Raw genomic sequence first — 18207 nt, forward strand, 5'->3', positions numbered from 1 at the left:
CCCTGGTGCTGCCGGTGGTCCGGCCTGTTCTGGAGCGCGTGCCGGGGCGCGTACTCCCTTTTTCAACGCCGTCAGTGCGCGGCGCCGGTCTTTTCCTCGCGGAGCGATCGCCAGATGTGGGTGCGCAGGTGGACGAAGGATTCGAGGTCCATCACGTCCTCGATGCGGCTGTAGCGCTCCCAGCCCTCGGCCTCGCGGATCGACTTCACGTCCACGATCTCCTTCAGGCGGCCGGGGCGGCGGGTCATGATCGCTACGCGGTCGGCGAGATAGACCGCCTCTTCCACGCCGTGGGTGATGAACAGCACCGTGCGCGGATTGCGCCGTGCGAGGCGCACCAGCTCTTCCTGCATCACCACGCGGGTCTGCGCGTCGAGGGCGCCGAAGGGCTCGTCCATCAGCAGCACCTGGGGATCGAGAACATAGGCACGGGCGATGGCCACGCGCTGCTGCATCCCGCCCGAGAGCTGGTGCGGATAGGCGCCCTCGTAGCCGTTGAGGCCGATCAGTTCGACCGCCTCCATGACGCGGATGCGCCGCTCCTCGCGCGGCATGTTCCGGTTGCGCAGGCCCAGCTCGATGTTCTCGACCACCGTCTTCCACGGGAACAGGGCGAACTGCTGGAACACCACCGCCCGGTCCGGGCCCGGCTCGCGAACCTCGGCATTGCCCACCAGCACGCGGCCGGAGGTGGGAAACTCGAAGCCCGCGGCGAGCCTCAGGCAGGTAGTCTTGCCGCAGCCGGAGGGGCCGACAATGGCAAGGAATTCCTTGTCGGCGATGGCAAGGTCCACGTCGTCCAGCGCCTTCACCTGGCCGGCGCCGAAACTCTTGCTCACGGCATCGAAGCGGATGGAGCTCATCTTGTCCTCTCAGGCTCGCGCGAGGCGGTTGTGGATGCGCGCCTCGAGGGCACGAAGGGCGATGTCGATGAGGACGCCGACGAGGCCGATGGCGGCCATGCCGACCATCACGGTCGCGGTGGCGACGCCGCTCTGGGCCTGCACCATCATGTAGCCGACGCCGGTGGAGGCCACGATCAGCTCGGCCCCCACCAACGACTGCCAGCCGAGACCGGCACCGATCCGGAGGCCGGCCACGATTGAGGGGGTGGCGGCCGGCAGCAGCACTTCCAGGATCAGTCTGTGCGTCGGCGTGCCGAGCATCTCAGCGGCCTCGATGTAGCGCGGGTCCACCTGACGAGCGCCGCGATAGGCGTTGAGCAGGCAGGGGGGAAAGGCGCCGGAGAAGATGATGAGGACGGGGCCACCGAAGCCAGTGCCGAACCACAGCGCCGCAAACGGCACCCAGGCGATGGGGGCGATGAAGCGCAGGGCGTCGAACAGCGGCGAGACGATGTCGTCGAGCAGCCGGAAGCGTCCCATGAGCAGGCCCAGCGGCACGCCCACCGCCACCGCCAGCAGGTAGCCGGCGGAAAAGCGCTGCAGGCTGGAGGCCAGATGCTGCGGCAGCGTGCCCCCCGCGAACGAGGTGTGGAGCAACGTGACGAGCCGTTCGGCCACCTCCATCGGTCCGGGAAGGAAGGCCTTGCCCACAAGCCCGCTGGCCGCGACCAGAGCCCAAAGGCCGAAGAAGCCGACGAGACCGGCGAGGCCCAGCACCATGCGCCGAGCAGGATCCAGCGCGCCGGTCATGCCGTCTCTCCCTTGATGCGGACCCAGGTCAGGGTGCGGCGCTCGACAAGGCCCAGGAGAGCGGTAGTGAGCGCGCCGAAGATGGCGACGCAGATCATGCCCACCAGGATCATGCCGGGATAAAGGTCCTGCTGGGCAAGGTTGAGCAGGTGGCCGAGCCCCGCGAGGGCGCCCACGAGTTCAGCCGCCACCAGCGTGGTCCAGCTCGCCTGCAGGGACAGGCGCAGGCCGGTGAAGATCATCGGCGCGGCGCCGGGCACCACCACCTCGCGGATAAAGCGGCCGTGCGGCGTGCCCAGCATCCGCGCGGCTTCGATCAGCGGGCGCTCGATGGTGCGCACGCCGGCCTGGGTGTTGATGACCGAAGGCACGAAAGCCGCGAAGAAGATGACCATGATCTTGGCCGTGTCCCCGAGCCCGAACCACAGGATGGCGAGCGGGATCCAGGCCAAAGGCGGAATGGGGCGTAGCAGCATGAACACCGGGTTCAGCACCGCCTCGGCCGTCGCGCTGGTGCCCATCAGGAGGCCGAGGGGCACGCCCACCGCCACCGACACCACGAAGCCCAGCGCCACCAGCTTCAGCGATTGCAGCACATGCACGACGAGCGTCGCGTCGCCGTAGCCCCGCACCATGGCCTGGAGGCCTGCGGTCCAGGTATCGGCCGGCGTCGGGAAACGTCCCGGTGAGATCAGCCCGTTGGCGCCGGTGGCCATGAACCACGCGAGCACCAGCAAGCCGAGCGTCGTCACGCCGATGGCGGACCTGCGCCCGAGCGGCATTCGTCTCCTCCCGTCATTGCGTGCTCCATCTGCGGGAGCATCGGCACGCTGCGGACCGCCGTTATGCGGTTCATGCAAGCGCTTACATGAAGGCTATCATCGGACCCCCGAGTGTCAAGCGGCGATCCGGAGAAGATCCATATTTTCACTGCTGCGCTGCGGTAAATGCCTTGCGCGCAAAAGGCTGCAAGCGCATTCATCCCTGTTCATCGCAGTCCCGGACTGGCATGATGACAACCATGAATCGCAAGGCGCGGGCGACGCTTCAGGATGTGGCTCAGTTGGCCGGGGTCTCCACGGCCACGGTCTCGCGCGCCCTCTCGCATCCCGATCTGGTCCAGGAGGAAACCCTAGCGCGCGTGAGCGACGCCATCGCGCAGCTGAACTACGTGCCGGGCGGCGCGGCGCGCGCCCTCGCTTCGGGCAAGACGTTGACCATCGGTGCGGTGGTGCCCACCCTCGATCACGCCATCTTCGCCCGCGCCATCCAGGCCATGCAGACCGAGCTTGCGGGCAACGGCTATCAGCTCCTGGTCGCCGCCCACGATTACGCCCCGGCGCAGGAGGCCGCGGCGGTGCGGGCGATGCTGGCGCGCGGCGTCGACGCGCTGATGGTGGTGGGCGCGGACCATCTGGAGGAGACCTGGGCGCTGCTCACCACCGCGTCGGTTCCGGTCGTGCTGTCGTGGTCGTTCGATGCGCGTCTGCCGGCCATCGGCTTCGACAACGAGAAGGCGGGATGGCTCATCGCCGATCACCTGCTCGACCTCGGCCACCGTCGCTTCGGAATGATCTCCGGCTTCACCCACGCCAACGACCGCGCCCGCTCCCGCGTCGCCGGAGTCCGCGCCGCCCTCGCCGCGCGCGGGATCGAGCTGCCTTCTTCTTGCGTGGTGGAGGCCCCCTTCACCCTTGCCGGTGGCCGAGCCGGGCTTGCCGAGCTGATGGCGCGGGCGACGCCGCCGACGGCCGTGGTCTGTGGCAACGATCTTCTCGCGGCCGGTGCGCTGTTCGAGGCCCAGGCGAGCGGCATCGCCGTGCCCGGCGCTCTGTCGGTGGTGGGCATCGACAATCTGGAAATCGCCGCCCACCTCGCCCCGCCACTGACCACGGTGCATCTGCCCACCACCGAGCTCGGGCGCACGGTGGCGCGCCATCTGCTCGCCCGCCTCCGCGGCGAAGCGCAGCCGCAGCGCGTGGAACTGCCCATCGAGCTGGTGGTCCGCCGATCGGCGACGGCCCCGGCGGCAAGCCCGGTTCTGGCCCGGGAACCGTCCTGAAGGCCTGCAGTGTTCCGCGCGCCTCATCTCACGACAGAACAGGCTTGAATTCGCCGGTATGCGGGCGCCATCTGGCGGCGGGACAGGATGGACCGCGTCATGAAAATTGAGAGCGGTGCGCCGCGGGCCGGCGACGACTGGCCGATCGTTGCAGCATTCGCAATGCGGGAGGCGCGCCTCGGCGCGTGGTTCTCTGCACGCGGGCCGGCGATGGCGGGGCTCTACGAGTTCCTGCGCTTCGGCATCAAACAGGGCTGGGCGTGCCTGTTCGGCGGCATCCTCCTCGCGCTCATCATCGCGACGCGGCTCTGGTATCCGCAGCACGCCGCTCTGCCTCGCTACGACGCGCTGGTGATCGCGGCAGCGCTCGTGCAGATCGCCCTCCTCGCATTCCGCCTGGAGACGCTGGAGGAAGCGAAGGTGATCCTCATCTTCCACATCGTCGGCACGGCGATGGAGCTGTTCAAGACGGCCGTGGGCTCCTGGCATTATCCGGAGCCGAGCCTTCTGCGGCTCGCCGGCGTGCCGCTGTTCACGGGCTTCATGTATGCGGCGGTGGGCAGCTATATCGCCCGCGCGTGGCGGCTCTTCGACTTCCGCTTCACCGGTCATCCGCCGCTCTGGACGCTGGGCCTTCTCTCCGCCGCCATCTATCTCAATTTTTTCACCGACCACTGGGGCCTTGATGGGCGATGGCTGCTGCTGGCGGCGGCGGTGATGCTGTTCCGCCGGACGGTGATCCACTTCAAGGTCTGGAGGGTGCATCGGCGAATGCCGCTGCTGCTCGGCTTCTTCCTCGTGGCGCTGTTCATCTGGTTCGGCGAGAACATCGGCACGGGCGCCGGCGCGTGGCTCTATCCCCACCAAACGAAGGGCTGGGCCATGGTGTCGCCGGCCAAGCTCACCTCGTGGTTCCTCCTGATGCTCATCTCCTACACGCTCGTCGCCGCCGCCCTGTGGCGCACCACCGAAACCGCCGCCCAACCGGCGCGTGAAGGGAGCCCGGCGTGACCCACGTCCGAAAGGACAGGCTTCGCCGCGCCGGCCTCCATCTCGCCGCAGCGCTGGTGGTGATGGTGGGTGGCCTCGTCTGGCGCCTCGTGCCATTGGGGCTGCCGGGCTTCTTCCTCAACTACGGCGGGGGCGTGCTGTGGGGCGCCATGGTGCTGCTGATCGTCGGGGCCGCAACGGACAAGACGCGCTGGTGGGTCGCGCCAGTAGCGGCCGCGTCCATTGCGATGGCGGCGGAGCTGTTCCGCCTCTACCACGCGCCCACCCTCGACGCCTTCCGCGCCACTTTGGCCGGCGCACTGCTGCTGGGCCGCGTCTTCAACCCGTGGAACATCGTGGCCTACTGGCTCGGCATAGCCCTCGTCCTGCCGCTTCATCTGGCCATCGGACGGATGCGGCAGAGGTGATTTCCCCAGGGCTGGAGGGTCCGAGATGTGGTTCATGGTGGTGTTCCCGCTGGTTTTCCTCGCGGTCTGGTGGAGAGACGCACTGCGTATCGGCCGCGACGGTCACGTGTGGTGTGCCATCCTGCTCGCCCTCGGCAGCCTCGGCTTCTTTGGCCCCTTTCTTCTGGCCGCCACCGGCGACCTGCTGAACCATGTGGAGCTTCCGGCCTTCTTCGACACGAAAGCGATCGCGGGACCAGACTCGACCACGATCACGGCGTCCATGCCATTGGCGCGCATCCAGAGATACGACCGTGACGGCCACTTCCTGAACGGCTGGTTCGCCAACAGCGGCGGCGGGCAGTTTGCCCTCGGCCTGACGCGGGAGGGAGCAATCGCCCTCGCATCGAGGCGCACCAAGGAAGTCGAATTCTTCAACTCGGATGGTTCCGTCGCAGCGCCGCCGCGTCCGTTTACCGGGGGTGGAGAGCCAATGCAGGGCCTGCTGTGGCCCGGGACACTCTCGTTGAAAGGCGTGGTGTTCGCCCAACCCGTCCAGGTGGCAGGACCACCACCGCACTTGCTGACAGTGGTGCTGTTTCCCTTCTGGCACCCGCTTCTTGCGTGGGTCCTCGGCGGCATGGGCATGATTTGCGTCTGGCGCAGCCGCAAACTCGCCTCCTCGTCTGATTCCAGGCCGCCGGCCGGGGCTCGATAGCAAACCGCACGCGCCCCCTTGCCGGTGAAGACGCCGGCATGGGGGCAACGCCATCGTCGGCGATGCACTGCCCTATCTGCCGCCCTGCCTCCTGAGCGCATCAACGGCCCGAAAGATCACCTTCGCCTCGGCCCTGGCGTCGAACGGCGCTGCATCGCCGCCCCGCCCGTAGAGGCGCGCGTCGAGGCGCGCCGTCTCGTGCCCGCTCACCGGCAGTCCGAGTAAGCGCCACCGGCGCAGGTGGCGCTCCACCGCGCGGCGGAACGCGAACGGCTCGCCGGTCCGCGCCGCCCGGCGGACGGCGATGCGGGTCGGGTCCACGGGCGAGACCCGCCCGAGCGCCCTCAGCATGTCGTCGCGCCGCCGCGGCCCGAGGCCTGCGAGGACCAGCACACATCCCGCCATCAGCCCGCCGGCGACGGCCAGCGCCGCGGCGCGTATCTGCCCGGCGGGCAAATGCCCGGTGCCGCCGACCCCGGCATAGATGCTGGCATAGCCGAAGGGGATCGCGGGGATCTCCGCCGTGCGCATCTGCCGTGTTCCTGTGTCGAACCAGGGGATGGCGATGGCCGGAAGCACGGCGGGGTCGCCGGTGCTCGGCCTCAGGTGCCATTCCCATGTCACTGTCGTCACCGGCCCGTCCGGCGTCAGGCGCTGCGTGCGCGCCTCCGGCGCCGCAAAGCTGATGAGCCAGGGCGCGCGCACAATGGGGCGCGGCGGCACCAGATGCGACGGTGCCCCCACCGCCTCAATCGTGACGCGGCGGACCAGGGTTTCCCCGTCGCGCAGCTTACCGGGCTCGGTGGACAGCGCATCGGTGACGGTGAGGCCCCGCGCCGCGAGCATCGACCCCTCGGCCGGAAACGGTACCACTGCCACAGTCACGGGCTCCGCCGTGACCGGGAGTTCCTCCCGCGGCACATCGGTGCCCACCACGGTCAGCCGGTGCGTCACCGGCCCGATGGTGAGCGGACCGGCATGGCGGGGAAACACCGCGATGCGGCGCTCGAACACGCGGACGGCCCGCCCTTCCACCTGCTCCGTCCGCCACTGGTCGCGGGCGAGCTGCATCCAGTCATAGTCGGCAGAATCCGGAAAGCTCAGCTTTTCCAGCGTGATCTGCCGCTCATATTCGCCGCGCACGGTGACGGGGATCATCTCGCCCGCCACCGGCCGCATCTCGGGGATGATCAGCCGCAAATTCTCGGCGCGGGCGCCGCCGGCCAGAGACAGGAGGACGAGAAGGCAAAGCGCACGGATCATGGCGCGTCTCCATCCCGCCCGATCAGGCCGAGCACCGCCCGCCGCTCGAATTCCTTGCGCAGGCGCAGGCGCAGGTATGCGCCGGGATCGTCGGCAATGGTGTCGAGCCAGGCATCGGAGGCGACGATGCCGCGCGCCTCGATGGGCTTCTTCAACTCCGGGTCGGGGGTGGCCACCACGCCGTCGCCCTTGTTCGCGGATGCAGTTCCCACAGCAGCCGGGATATGGCCGCGGACGACGCTGGTTCCCACCGTCTTGGGCGCCAGCGCGTCGATCAATTCACGCAGCTGGTGCGCCTCGGCATCCGCCGGGTCCACGAACAGCACGGCGTCCAGATAGGCGACCGACAGCGCGTAGCGGCCGGTCGCCGCGAGGGTGAGGGCGCGGTTGAAGGTCTCGCTGCGGCCGGCCTCCGCGAAGGCCGCGTCCGCGGCGGAATAATCGCCCGCCCGGTAGAAGGCGATGCCCCGTGCGGCGGCATCATCCTGCCAACGCGCCGTCCCCGGCGCCCCGGCCCAGAAGGCGAGCCGCGCAAGGGAGGATGGCCCGGCGAGCATGAGGCAGGCGAGGCCCGCCGCCGCCATGAGGAGGATGCGCCGTGCCGGGGAGAGGCCGCTCATGCGCGCCTCCGGAACAGGGCGAGAAATGGGACGAGCGCGAGCGCCGCGACCAGCGGGCCGAGATCCTCGAACGCAAGCCCCGCAGCCCGCCCGTCGCGCGTCAACTCCGCCGAACCGAACAGGCGGTCGATGACCGGCCGGGGCGCGCGGGCCGGGGCGGATGCGACGCCCAGCGCCTCCAGCGACGCGGCTTTGTCGCTCCCCGCGCCCAAGGCGAGGGTGAAAAGGCGGATGCCGCCCTCGGCGAGCCGCGCCGCTTCGGCGCGCGCGGCCGCATCGAGGCCGCTGCCGTCAGAGATCAGCACGAGATCAGCGTCCGGCGTCCCCTCCAGCATGCGGCGGGCGAGCCGCAGCGCAGCGGCCGGTCGGGCGCCGCTGCTCGGCATGGTATCGGGGCCAAGCACGGCGATCAGGCTCTCCAAGACAGCGGGATCGGCAGTCGGCGCCGCCACGTCATAGGCCTCGTCGGAATAGAGGATGAGGCCCACCGGCCGGCCGGCCACAGCGGCCATGATACCGGCGGCGGCGGCCTGCGCGTCGGCCAGCGTCGCTCCGGCGACGCCGGGCGACAGGCCGACAGCCACCAGCACCGCGCCGGCTCCGGCGAATTGCGGGGCGTCCCCGCGCGGGATCGCGGGCCCCGCAAGGCCGAGGCCGACCAGCGCCGCCACCGCCACCGGCATCAGGCTGGCACCGGCATCGTCCCGACGCAGATGGCCGAGGGCGCGCATGGCCGCCAGCATGGTCGGTGGCATCACCCGGCCCCACCCCCCCGCCACAGGGGCGCGTCGCCACAGCCAGAAGGCCAGTGCGGCGAGCAGCGGCAAAGCGGCGAGCCACCACGGCCGGAGCAGGACGAAGCCGCTCATGAACGCCTCCCCATGGCCGGCAGGAGGGCCAGCAGCGCGGCGAAGACGAGCGCCGCCGCCGCGGGCCACATCCAGAGGGAGCGCCAGTACAGGACCGGGGGGCGGCGCATGGGGTTCGGCTCCAACCGGTCCAGGGTCGCGGCCACGTCCACGAGATCGTCGAGGGTGCGCACCCGGAAACTCGCCCCACCGCCGGCTTCGGCGGTAGCCCTGAGGCCGGCGACATCCACCGCATCGCTGGCGTCCGGCTGGCTCTCCAGATCATCCGGGCCGAGGGCGATGGTGTGCACGCGGATGCCGTGGCGGGCCGCAAGCTGCGCCGCGTCGCTCGCCAGCACCTTGCCGGAGGTGTCGATGCCGTCCGAGAGGAGGATCACCGCTTTGGACTTGGTATCGCTGTGGGAGAGGCGGCGCACCGCGAGGCCGAGCCCGTCGGAAATTGCCGTGGAAAGACCGGAGATGCCGATCTGCAACGTATCGACGGCGCGGGCCGTGGAGGCCACGTCAAAGGTAGGCGGCTGGGCCACATAGGCCCGGTCGCCGAAGACGACGAGGCCGATCCTGTCGCCCCGCCGGCCCGCGATGAAGCGCGTCGCCACCGCCTTGACCGCGTCGAGCCGCGACAGCGGCCGGCCGTCGAGCACGAAGTCGGTCTTCGCCATGCTCCCCGACAGGTCGAGGGCGAGGATGATCTCCCGGCCGGACGCGGTGGCAAGGCTCACGGGCGTGGCGACGCGCGGCCCGGCCAGCGCCACGACCAGCGCGATCCAGGCCCCCGCGCGCAGCAGGGCCGCAACGGGGTCGTGGCGCAGGCTGGACGGGGCGGCGGCTGCGAAGGCGGCGGCATCCACGGCGAGCGAAGCCATCGCCGGCGCCCGCGCCGCGAGGACGTACCGGACCAGCCACGGCAGGGGCAGGAGCAGCAGGACGAGGGGAAAAGCGAGGCTCATCGGCGCGCCCGCCTCACCTTCAGGGCGATCCGTTCGATGGCCTCGTCTCCAGGCGGCGGGGCGGCGCCGTAGGCGGCGGCCCGCAGGTCATCGGGCAGGCGGCCGAGGACGCGAGCGATGGCGAGCAGCCGCGCCTCGGGCTCAAGGGAACGCAGCGCCCGGAGCCGCGCGCGGAGCGGGACGCGCCGTACGAGAAGCGGCAACACGAGGGCGCAGCACAGCGCGCCGAGGAGAAGGCCGAGACCGAACAATGCGACAAGGTCAATCGCGTGGAGCGCCATCAGGGAGGGCGGCAGGCGCCCCTCCGGCAAAGCGGCGATCAGCTCAGCCTGCGTCATCCGGGAGCACCTCGAGGCTGACATTCAGGCCGGCCATGCGGTCGGCCAGCGGTGCGGGATCGAACGGGCGGAGCCGCGCCAGCCGCTGGTCCGGGCCGGCATGGATCGGCAGCGGAGCGGCCGGCGGAGCCATTTCGACCGGATCGAGCGGAAGCAGCACGCGCACCCGCCGCCGACGCGCGAGGCGGGCGAGAGCAGCGTCGTCGCCCGGGCGGATGCCGTCCGGGCCGGTGGCGATGAGCACCTCCGCGCCCGACGGGACGATAGCCACCGCCCGCGCCAGCACCTCGCACAGGGACGCCGCCTCGTCCCCCCTCTGGCCCGCCGCGAGCGCGCGGTCGTGGCTGTCCGCCAGCATGCGGCTGATGCGGCCCATCTGTGCCACCCCGGCGCCTGCGGCGGCGGCGGCAACGCCGGACGCATCGAGGCTGATGGCGGCGAGGACGGCGCGGCGCGCCGCCGCCTGCCAGCCACGCCGTGCCAGAACGCGAGCGGCGCGCACCGAGCGCAGGCTGTCCCCGGTGCCCCAGAGCATGGCCGGTCGGAAATCGGCGATCAGCAGCACCGTGTCATCGCGCTCCTCGTGAAAGCTGCGGATATGCGGCGCGCCGGTGCGGGCGGTGGCGGCGGGATCGATCCGCCGGAGGTCGTCGCCCTCGGCGAAGGCCCGGATCTCCCGAAGGTCCATGCCGGAGCCGGCCGGGCGCGCCTGCACCGCGCCGGGGCGCCGCGTCACCGGGCGATGACTGGCGCGCGGCAGGCGCGTGTCGCGCAGCGCCAGCAGTTCCGCCGCGACGAGCCGGATATCGGGCGCGTCGAGCGCCGCCGTCACCATGGCTCCACGGCCTTGAGGATGTCGGCGACGAGGCTGCGGCCGGTGCGCCCCTCGCCGATGGCCGCCCACGTCGGCACCAGCCGATGGGCCAGCGCGTCGGGCGCGAGGGCGATGACATCCTCGGGCAGGCCGTAGTCGCGCCCCTTCAGCCAGGCGAGGGCCTGCGCCGCCGCGGCCAGCGCCAGCGTGCCGCGCGGCGAGACCGGGTGTTCCACCCACTCGGCAACCGCGCCACCGGGCCGCGAGGCCATCACCAGCCGGACGATGAAATCCTTCAGCGCCGGGGCGAGATGGACGATCGCCACCTCGGCCTTGGCCTGCGCCAGCGTGTCCGGGACCAGCGCGGCCTCCGCCTGCGACGGACCTGCGATCCGCTCCGCGGCGACAAGATCGAGGATCGCGCGTTCCTGCTCGGCGTGGGGCAGTCCGAGGGACAGGTGGAGCAGGAAGCGGTCCATCTGCGCTTCGGGAAGGGGGAACGTGCCTTCGTGCTCGATGGGGTTCTGGGTCGCCACGACCATGAAGGGCTGCGGCAGCGGGCGGGTGACGCCCGAGGATGTCACCTGCCCCTCGGCCATGGCTTCCAGCAGTGCCGACTGCACCTTCGGCGGCGCCCGGTTGATCTCGTCCACCAACACCAGCGCGTGGAACAGCGGACCGGCGACGAAATCGAAGCGTCCGGTCTCCGGCCGGAACACCTGGGTGCCCGTCAGGTCCGAGGGCAGCAGGTCCGGCGTGCATTGGATGCGGGCGTGGCTCCCCGGCAGGCTGGCGGCGAGCCGCTTGACGGCACGGGTCTTGGCGATGCCCGGCGGCCCCTCGATCAGCACGTGCCCGCCGACCAGCAGGGCGATCAGCAGCCGCTCAACCAGCGCCTCGTAGCCGATCAGCCCCGCGGCGACCGCGCTGCCGAGGCGGGTGATCGGATGGCTCATGTCGTTCATGCCCGGCGTCTCCCGATGGTACGGGAGAATGCCGGTGCCCGGCGCAGCGCCGCCAGAGAGGCCTTCCCGGCCGGCTCGGGAAGATCACCCGGATCAGCGGGGAAGAAGTGCCGTCGCCCGCATGCCCCCGCCCGACGGCAGCAGCGCGAAGCTTCCGCCGAGCGCATCGACCCGCTCGCGGATGCCGAGCAAACCGTAGCCGTCGCCCGCCCGGCTGTCGGGCCGCGCGGCGCCGTCGTCCTCGACGGTCAGGGTGATGGTCCCGGCGACCTCCAGACTCAGGATGACACTGCCGGGGCCGCCATGGCGGACGGCATTGGTGAGGCATTCCTGGGCGATACGGTAGAGGCTGAGGGCGAGGGTGTCCGGCACCGCCTCCATGTCGCCCTTCAGCTCCAGCGCGAAGCGGATGGCAGGCACGCGGCTGCGCCAGTCGGCGACGAGCCGCTCCAGCGCGTGGCGCAGGCCCAGGTCGTCGAGGTCGGGCGGGCGCAGGCGGGACAGCTCGGCGCGCAGGCTGTCCATCATCTGGCCGCTGATCTCGGCGATCCGCGCGCCGTCCTCGGCGGTGGATTCCTTCGACTGCGCGATGGCCGTGGCCAGCGCGCGGGTGGCGGTAAGGCACTGGCCGAACTCGTCGTGCAACTCGCGGGCGAGCGCGCGCCGCTCGCTCTCCTGCATGGTGAACAAGCGGCGCGTCAGCTCGGTGCGCATGGCCTGCGCCTCCTTGAGCGTCTCCGCCGTATGGTTCAGCGCGGTGCTCAGGCGATCGAACTCCGCGACGTGGAGCGGTGGCAGCCCGGCCGAGAAGTCGCGCCGCTGGAGGCGCTCGATGCCGCTCAGGATGATGCGGAACGGGGCGAGGAGCCGGACCATCAGCAGGCCGGTGAGAATGGAGCCTCCCACCGCCATGCCCACCGCCACCCGCATCAGGTCGCCGGTCCGCGTCCAGGCCCGGCTCATGACCACTCCGGTATCGGCCGAAGCGGTGACATAGGCATCGGTCAGATAGCGCGTGCGCACCGGCACGGACTTGGGCTGAGGCATCAGGCCGAGGTGCCCCGCCAGCCAGACGAACCAGCCCGGCGGCGCCACATCGGCGGCGACATAGGGGCCGCAGCGTCGGTGCAGCGGATTCTCCCGCGCGCCGAGTTCGACGCAGATGCCTGGTGCGATGAGGGTCCAGGCGGGAAAGGCCTGCCAGTCCCGGAACACCGGCACCGGCGCCACGCCACCGAAGGCGAGCCCCTCGAAGCTCGGGCGGGCGGCGATGGCGTCGGCGACGCGGACGGCGGTGGTCGCCACATCCTGCCGCGCCGCCTCCGCCGTATCCCACAGCACCCAGCCGGCGGCGATCACCACCGTGGCAAGCCCTGCCGCAAGCACGCGCAGCACCAGCTGGGGCAGGAGCCGGCGCATCAGATGGCCGGGACGAGGCCGGACCGCTGAGCCTTCAGCACCAGGTCGGCATCACCGGCGGCTCCGAGCTTGGCCCGGATCAGCGACAGGTTGTTCTGGACGGTCTTGGAGGAGAGCCCGAGGCTGCGGGCGATGGAGCGGCCGTTCATGCCGCGCGCCACGAGCAGCAGGATCTCGCGCTCCCGCGGGGTCAGGCTGGCGATGTCGTCGGTGCCGAGGGAGGTGCGGGCCAGTTCCTGCGCCACGTCGGACGACAGCGCCCGCCGCCCAGCCGCCACCGCCGTAATGGCCTTGACCAGTTCCTCCGGCGGGCTGCTCTTGGACACGAAGCCGCGCGCGCCCGCCGCCATGGCCTTCTGGGCGAAGATGGCGCCCTGGTGCATGGACACGACGATGATCCGCGCCCCCGGATCACGGGCGACCATCGCCTCCACCGCTGCGAAGCCGCCGCCGCCGGGCATGGACAGATCCATCAGCACGATGTCGGGTGCATGGGCGGCGAAGGCGGCGAGCGCCGCGGCCCCGTCGCCCGCCTCGGCCACGACGGAAAAGCCGGGCTGACGGTCGAGCAGCCGGCGGTAGCCCTCGCGCACGATCGGATGATCGTCGACCAGCAAAATGCGGATCAGGTCCATGGGGGGAGGATATCCCTCCGCGGCGCCCGCACAATGGGGCGCTGGCGTCGGGTCAAGGTTCCGCTTGTCTGCCTCCAGCCGGGAAAGAAGGAGGCGCGGCCGCCGGACGGCGGAGGTCGTTACGCCGAGGACTTCACCCCCGGAGGGGTTCGCCGGCGAGCCGCGCCAGTTGCCCACCATCCATCGGAGGATTGCCCGGCAGGGTCACGCCTGTGCCTAGCTGGTGGGATTCGTTGAAAGCCGGGCGGGCGCCCGGCGGGGAGCCGCCGAGGCCCCGCATCACTTCACACGTTCGAGCTCCAGATGCGGCACGAACTGCCGGCCGGAGGCATCGGTGATCGGCGCCGCCTTGACCTTCAGATGGTCGCCCTCGAGCGTCTCGATGGTGCGCACCAGGGACTGGCCCTGCCACTGGGGAAAAGTCGATTGCCAGACTGAGGTGGTGAAGGTGTGCGCCGCTTCGTCGACGCTGTAGGCACCACCATAGGCCATGGCGGGTCCGACCGGCTCGGAGGGAACACCGCCGACCCGCGCCGTCCGGTCCCGGCCAACGATGATGGCGCTGAACTGACCGCCGGGCGTGAAGACGGCGAGCCCCTGCGCGCCGGCGCCCCACGTGTCGCGTCGCGACCCGTCGGCGAATTCGTCGTAAACGCTCACGATCTTCCACGCGCCCACCAGGCGGGCGCCGAGCGTGTCCGCGGCGAAGGCCGCGCCCGCACCGCTTATGGCAAGCGCGGCGACGGCAGCGGGGATGAACGACCTCAGGGACATGCGGTCTCTCCTCTTCGGGGCATCAGGGCTTCAGGGATGCGGCATAGGCGGCGAGCGCCACCATCTCCGGCACGCTCATCTCTTCGGTGGTCGCGCGCATGGGCGCCGCCATGGGGCCGTCCCTGAGCCCGTGCTTGAACTCGTAGAGCTGGCGCACGAGATAGGACGGCGAGCGGCCAGCGAGCGGCGGGATGTCGCCGATGCCTTTCAGTCCTTCGCCGTGGCAGGCGACGCAGGCGGGGATGCGCGCGCCCAGCCCCTCGTTCGCGATGCTCTTGCCCAGCGCGACGCTGCCGCGCGGCACATAAGCGGTGAAAGTGACGTGGAAATCCCGGTTGACGAAATTTTCCTCGTCGTCCGGCATCTCGATGATGCGTCCGGCGAGGGGCTCGGATGCGCCGTCCTTCTTCGTGTAGTACCAGAAGGGCACGTAGCTCGCGGGAACCGTGTCGGTCTCCACCACCGTGACGCGCGGCGGCAGCTTCAGCGCCGCGTAATAGGAGACGGCCTCGGCGATCTCCTGATCGCTCAGCGCCTTGAGGGCGGAGATCATCCGGAAGACGTGGGCGCGTGCCTTCACCGCGGTGGAGCGCGCCCCGCTGCGGAAATCATCGATCTGGCGCAGCATGTAGTCGGCCGGCAGGCCCGCGAGGCTCGCATTCTCCGGCCCGCCGACGCCCTCAGGCCGGTGGCAGACGCCACAGGGCCGCACGTCGGGTTGACGCCCCTGCGCCACCACGGCGGGCATGGGCGGATGGGCGTCGGGGAACCAGTCCCGGGCAACGAAGAGGTCGCGGATCTCGGTCAGCGTGTAGCCGCGGCTGCTGCCGGGGACATGCCGGACGCTGCCGTCATCCTTGGGCGGCACATAGTCCGGCGGCGCGACGGGATAGGCCCAGACGGGCGGCGGCTCTTCTGCGCCAGCGGCAGAGGTGACGAGGCAGAATGCGGCGACGATCACGTCCCGCGCCAGCCGGCCCGGAGAAAACATCTGCAGCCCCGATGATTGTGCGAGCGGCAGCCGCCCCCTGATGCGGCGCCGGGCAGATTATTATCGGGGCCGCGGGCGTCATGGACGGCAAAGTTTGCGCCTTTTGACGAGCGGATGCGGCGCCCTGTGCCCCTTCACGCCTGGCGCGCCCACTCCGTTTCGACCGGCTCCGTTGGGGCATGGGGCTGCGCCGCCAGCTCGGCGGAAGCGCGCAGGAAGGCGATGTCGCGCAATCGGGCACCGACGCCATGGCCGACGGCGTCGCTGCGCCAGAGCCGGGGCAGGATTTCCACCGCGCGCCCGCCCCGGCCATGCAGGCGAATAAAGCCCGCCGCCTCCGCGTCCTGCATCACCCCGCGCACGTGGGACCGGGACAGACCGAACCGCTCTGCAACGTCACCAAAGGCGAACGGGCATTCCCGCCCCTCGGGCGACGACAAGGCGCCCTCGAACAGAGCTTCCAGAACCATGAGCCCGCCGGGCCGGCTGAAGAAGAGGAGGAAATCGGTCTGCGCCGAGAGCAGACGCGCGCCCTCGGGCAGCAAGGCGAGGGATTGGCGCCGGATGGCGGCATGGACCGCCGGATCCCGGTTTCGCACGCCGGCATAGCGGTTTTGCGGGCACAGCGTGTCGAGGATGACGTAGTCCGTGGCCATCCACTCCCGGTCGTGGGCCAGCATCCTGTCCGTGAGACGCAGCAGTTTCACCCGCCGGTCGCGCGGAGCACGGTGAATCTCGACGAAGCCTACCGCCTGCATCCGCTCGATCAGGTGGTCCACATGGCGGGGGCTCGTCATGCCGAAGGCCGCCATCTGCTCCTTGAGCCGCCCCACCGAGAACCAGGTCTCCCGCCGCTCCGCATCGTGGTTCGCGTTGAGGATGACGGAAAGGGTGAACAGGAGGTAGCGGCTGGAATCCGTCAGCAGGCGGATGAGGAAGGGGTTCCGGTCGAACAGACCCAGGAAGCTGTCGCAATAGAGCTTCCGCGCGCGCAGATAGTCGGGATGTTCGGCGATCTCCTCTACCGTTACCGGAACCCGCGCCCCCACGTCCATGCCCGCCCCCTTCAAACGCATCCAGACGCAGCGACAACCGGGATTCGACTAAGCGGAAACGCAAAGGCGCAACGCGGCATCGCGAAGACCGGAAACTATACCATCCAAATCATCGCCCGCAGCGCGGAGAACGCAACGATTACATTCCGTAACGGCAGCCCGACGGCGCCGAGTTGGTGCTTATGCGCTTCCCTGCGCTCGCCTCCGCGCATGCGCCCTGCGACTTGAACGATCGCCACGGGCCGCCCCGAGCTGCTGCGTCACCGGAGCCATGCCCCCGTCTTGACGGCGACCAGCGTGGTTACGGCATAGGCCACGAGGGCGACCGAGAGCGCGGCGAACAGTGCCGCGATGGAGCCGGTGAGCCAGAGGGCCAGGAACCCGCCACCGAGCGCGATGGCGACGCGCAGGAAACCGGCCACGACCGGCCAGAACAGTCGCCCGGCGCCTTGCGCCGCGAAGTAAAGCGCGAGCCCGATGCCGAAGAAGCCGTAGAACGGCCCGACGATGCGCAGATAGGCACTGCCGGTTGCGACCATGGCCGGCTCGGCACTGAACAAGTAGAGCCACGCCTCAGGAAAGACCGCCGCGGCAAGCCCCACGGTTTCCGTCACGACGAATGCAAGGCCCGCCCCGGCCAGAGCGATATGAAGCGCGCGATCGCCGCGGCCAGCGCCGAGATTGGTGCCAACCATCGCCACCATGGGCGCGCCGATGCCGAAGATGAGCGGGATGAGCAGATATTCCAGCCGCACGCCGGTCCCGAAGCCGGCGACCGCATCGACGCCGCCTTGAATGGCGACGAGAGCCGTCGCGCCGCCGACGATCACGTTGGTCTGGATTGACTGGAGCGACGACAGCGCCCCGACCCGCATGACCGAGCCGATCACCCGCCAGTCGAGCCGCACCCAGCGGAAGCGGGCGGGGTTGCGCCCGGAGAGGATGTAGACGCCGAGCACCAGCGTGCCGCCGAGATAATAGGCGATGAGCGCCAGCCCGCCCCCTGCGATGCCGAATCCGGGGATGGGGCCGAAGCCGAAGATCAGCACCGGCGAGATCGGGATCAGCAGAACCACGCCGACGCAGATGACAATCGCCGGCAGCAGCATGTTGCCGGTGCCGCGCACGACGCTGGCGAGGCCGTTCATGGTCCAGGTCAGCGGCGTACCGAGGAAGACAATGTTGGAATAGATGAGCGCCGCCTCCAGCTCCGGCCCTGAGCCGCCCATCGCGCCGTAGATCTGCCTGCCGAACAGCAGGAACAGCGCCGCGAAGGCAAACCCGAAGGCGAGGCTCACGGCGATGGCATGCAGCACCAGCGCATCTGCCGCCGCCTGCCGGCCGCCGCCGAGCGCCCGTGCCACGGCGGAGGAAATGCTGCCGCCCAGCGCGCCGGCCGAGAGCGTCGTCATCAGCATGACGGCGGGAAAGACCAGCGCCATGGCCGCCAGCGCCGCCGTGCCGAGCTTCGCCACGAAGAAGGTCTCGATCAGCCCGGCGGAGGCCTGCGCGAGCATGATGAGAACGTTGGGCCAGGCGAGCTTGATCAGAAGCGGCACGATGGGCGCTTCCACCAGCCGGCGGGTCCGGGCATCGGCGGCCGGACGCGGGGGCGTCGCGCCTGGCGCAGCGACCGCTGTTTCTGTCGGGGCGCGGTACATGGCGGCCTCACATTGTTTCGA

General features: G+C 70.4%; 20 protein-coding genes. 4 read left to right on the forward strand and 16 right to left on the reverse strand.

The genetic code is table 11. The features are described 5' to 3' along the window. Positions 1 to 71: 71 nt before the first annotated feature. Genes ACT54R_RS06045 through ACT54R_RS06055 form a run of 3 tightly spaced genes read right to left on the reverse strand, consistent with a single transcriptional unit; the run spans position 72 to position 2437 of the window. A complete protein-coding gene (locus tag ACT54R_RS06045; protein WP_029555401.1) occupies positions 72 to 863 on the reverse strand; it encodes an ABC transporter ATP-binding protein in 792 nt (263 codons plus the stop codon). Positions 864 to 872: 9 nt separating this feature from the next. Further along, the gene (locus ACT54R_RS06050) at positions 873 to 1655 is read right to left on the reverse strand and encodes an ABC transporter permease (RefSeq protein ID WP_476324539.1); all 783 of its coding nucleotides are present in this window, start codon (positions 1653 to 1655) and stop codon (positions 873 to 875) included. Next, positions 1652 to 2437 carry an ABC transporter permease gene (locus ACT54R_RS06055; RefSeq protein WP_168459489.1) on the reverse strand — a complete coding sequence of 262 codons (786 nt, stop codon included), beginning with the start codon at positions 2435 to 2437 and terminating at the stop codon, positions 1652 to 1654. Before ACT54R_RS06055 ends, ACT54R_RS06050 begins: the two co-directional genes overlap by 4 nt. A 230-nt stretch (positions 2438 to 2667) precedes the next feature. Between ACT54R_RS06055 and ACT54R_RS06060 the strand changes: the two genes are divergently transcribed. The 4 genes from ACT54R_RS06060 (at position 2668) to ACT54R_RS06075 (ending at position 5832) form a co-directional block, all read left to right on the forward strand. Then, positions 2668 to 3717 (forward strand): LacI family DNA-binding transcriptional regulator, encoded by a 1050-nt coding sequence (locus ACT54R_RS06060; protein ID WP_476324541.1) that lies wholly within the window; start codon positions 2668 to 2670, stop codon positions 3715 to 3717. Positions 3718 to 3816: 99 nt separating this feature from the next. Continuing rightward, complete coding sequence (locus ACT54R_RS06065) at positions 3817 to 4728, forward strand: DUF817 domain-containing protein (RefSeq protein ID WP_476324543.1); 912 nt, start codon at positions 3817 to 3819, stop codon at positions 4726 to 4728. Beyond that, positions 4725 to 5135, forward strand: a complete 411-nt coding sequence (locus ACT54R_RS06070; protein ID WP_476324545.1) for a ribosomal maturation YjgA family protein — start codon at positions 4725 to 4727, stop codon at positions 5133 to 5135. The genes ACT54R_RS06065 and ACT54R_RS06070 overlap by 4 nt, the downstream gene beginning before the upstream one ends. 25 nt (positions 5136 to 5160) lie before the next feature. Beyond that, positions 5161 to 5832: a hypothetical protein gene (locus ACT54R_RS06075; RefSeq protein WP_476324547.1), complete on the forward strand. Its 672-nt coding sequence runs from the start codon at positions 5161 to 5163 to the stop codon at positions 5830 to 5832. Between the two features lie 72 nt (positions 5833 to 5904). Here the strand turns inward: ACT54R_RS06075 and ACT54R_RS06080 are convergent, their stop codons facing one another. From ACT54R_RS06080 to ACT54R_RS06140, 13 genes are all read right to left on the reverse strand, one after another. Continuing rightward, positions 5905 to 7095: a hypothetical protein gene (locus ACT54R_RS06080; RefSeq protein WP_476324549.1), complete on the reverse strand. Its 1191-nt coding sequence runs from the start codon at positions 7093 to 7095 to the stop codon at positions 5905 to 5907. Then, positions 7092 to 7715, reverse strand: a complete 624-nt coding sequence (locus tag ACT54R_RS06085; protein WP_476324551.1) for a hypothetical protein — start codon at positions 7713 to 7715, stop codon at positions 7092 to 7094. The genes ACT54R_RS06080 and ACT54R_RS06085 overlap by 4 nt, the downstream gene beginning before the upstream one ends. Continuing rightward, positions 7712 to 8584: a hypothetical protein gene (locus tag ACT54R_RS06090; RefSeq protein ID WP_476324553.1), complete on the reverse strand. Its 873-nt coding sequence runs from the start codon at positions 8582 to 8584 to the stop codon at positions 7712 to 7714. Before ACT54R_RS06090 ends, ACT54R_RS06085 begins: the two co-directional genes overlap by 4 nt. After that, the gene (locus tag ACT54R_RS06095; protein ID WP_476324555.1) at positions 8581 to 9534 is read right to left on the reverse strand and encodes a VWA domain-containing protein; all 954 of its coding nucleotides are present in this window, start codon (positions 9532 to 9534) and stop codon (positions 8581 to 8583) included. Before ACT54R_RS06095 ends, ACT54R_RS06090 begins: the two co-directional genes overlap by 4 nt. Then, entirely contained in the window at positions 9531 to 9872 is a 342-nt protein-coding gene (locus ACT54R_RS06100; protein WP_476324556.1) for a hypothetical protein, read from the reverse strand. Before ACT54R_RS06100 ends, ACT54R_RS06095 begins: the two co-directional genes overlap by 4 nt. Next, on the reverse strand, positions 9859 to 10707 hold the full coding sequence (locus ACT54R_RS06105) for a DUF58 domain-containing protein (RefSeq protein WP_476324558.1): 849 nt from the start codon (positions 10705 to 10707) through the stop codon (positions 9859 to 9861). Before ACT54R_RS06105 ends, ACT54R_RS06100 begins: the two co-directional genes overlap by 14 nt. Next, positions 10701 to 11651, reverse strand: coding sequence for an AAA family ATPase (locus ACT54R_RS06110; RefSeq protein ID WP_476324560.1), 951 nt, complete (start codon positions 11649 to 11651; stop codon positions 10701 to 10703). The genes ACT54R_RS06105 and ACT54R_RS06110 overlap by 7 nt, the downstream gene beginning before the upstream one ends. A gap of 93 nt (positions 11652 to 11744) precedes the next feature. Beyond that, positions 11745 to 13070, reverse strand: a complete 1326-nt coding sequence (locus ACT54R_RS06115; RefSeq protein ID WP_476324562.1) for a histidine kinase — start codon at positions 13068 to 13070, stop codon at positions 11745 to 11747. Continuing rightward, the gene (locus tag ACT54R_RS06120) at positions 13070 to 13705 is read right to left on the reverse strand and encodes a response regulator (RefSeq protein ID WP_476324564.1); all 636 of its coding nucleotides are present in this window, start codon (positions 13703 to 13705) and stop codon (positions 13070 to 13072) included. The genes ACT54R_RS06115 and ACT54R_RS06120 overlap by 1 nt, the downstream gene beginning before the upstream one ends. Before the next feature lie 279 nt (positions 13706 to 13984). Next, entirely contained in the window at positions 13985 to 14479 is a 495-nt protein-coding gene (locus tag ACT54R_RS06125) for a lipocalin-like domain-containing protein (protein WP_476324566.1), read from the reverse strand. 22 nt (positions 14480 to 14501) lie between these two features. Further along, the gene (locus ACT54R_RS06130) at positions 14502 to 15470 is read right to left on the reverse strand and encodes a c-type cytochrome (RefSeq protein WP_476324568.1); all 969 of its coding nucleotides are present in this window, start codon (positions 15468 to 15470) and stop codon (positions 14502 to 14504) included. Positions 15471 to 15604: 134 nt separating this feature from the next. After that, positions 15605 to 16525 (reverse strand): hypothetical protein, encoded by a 921-nt coding sequence (locus tag ACT54R_RS06135; protein ID WP_476324570.1) that lies wholly within the window; start codon positions 16523 to 16525, stop codon positions 15605 to 15607. 260 nt (positions 16526 to 16785) lie between these two features. Further along, on the reverse strand, positions 16786 to 18186 hold the full coding sequence (locus ACT54R_RS06140; protein ID WP_476324572.1) for an MATE family efflux transporter: 1401 nt from the start codon (positions 18184 to 18186) through the stop codon (positions 16786 to 16788). Positions 18187 to 18207: the final 21 nt, after the last annotated feature.

The organism is Xanthobacter sp. DMC47 (genome assembly GCF_056313845.1).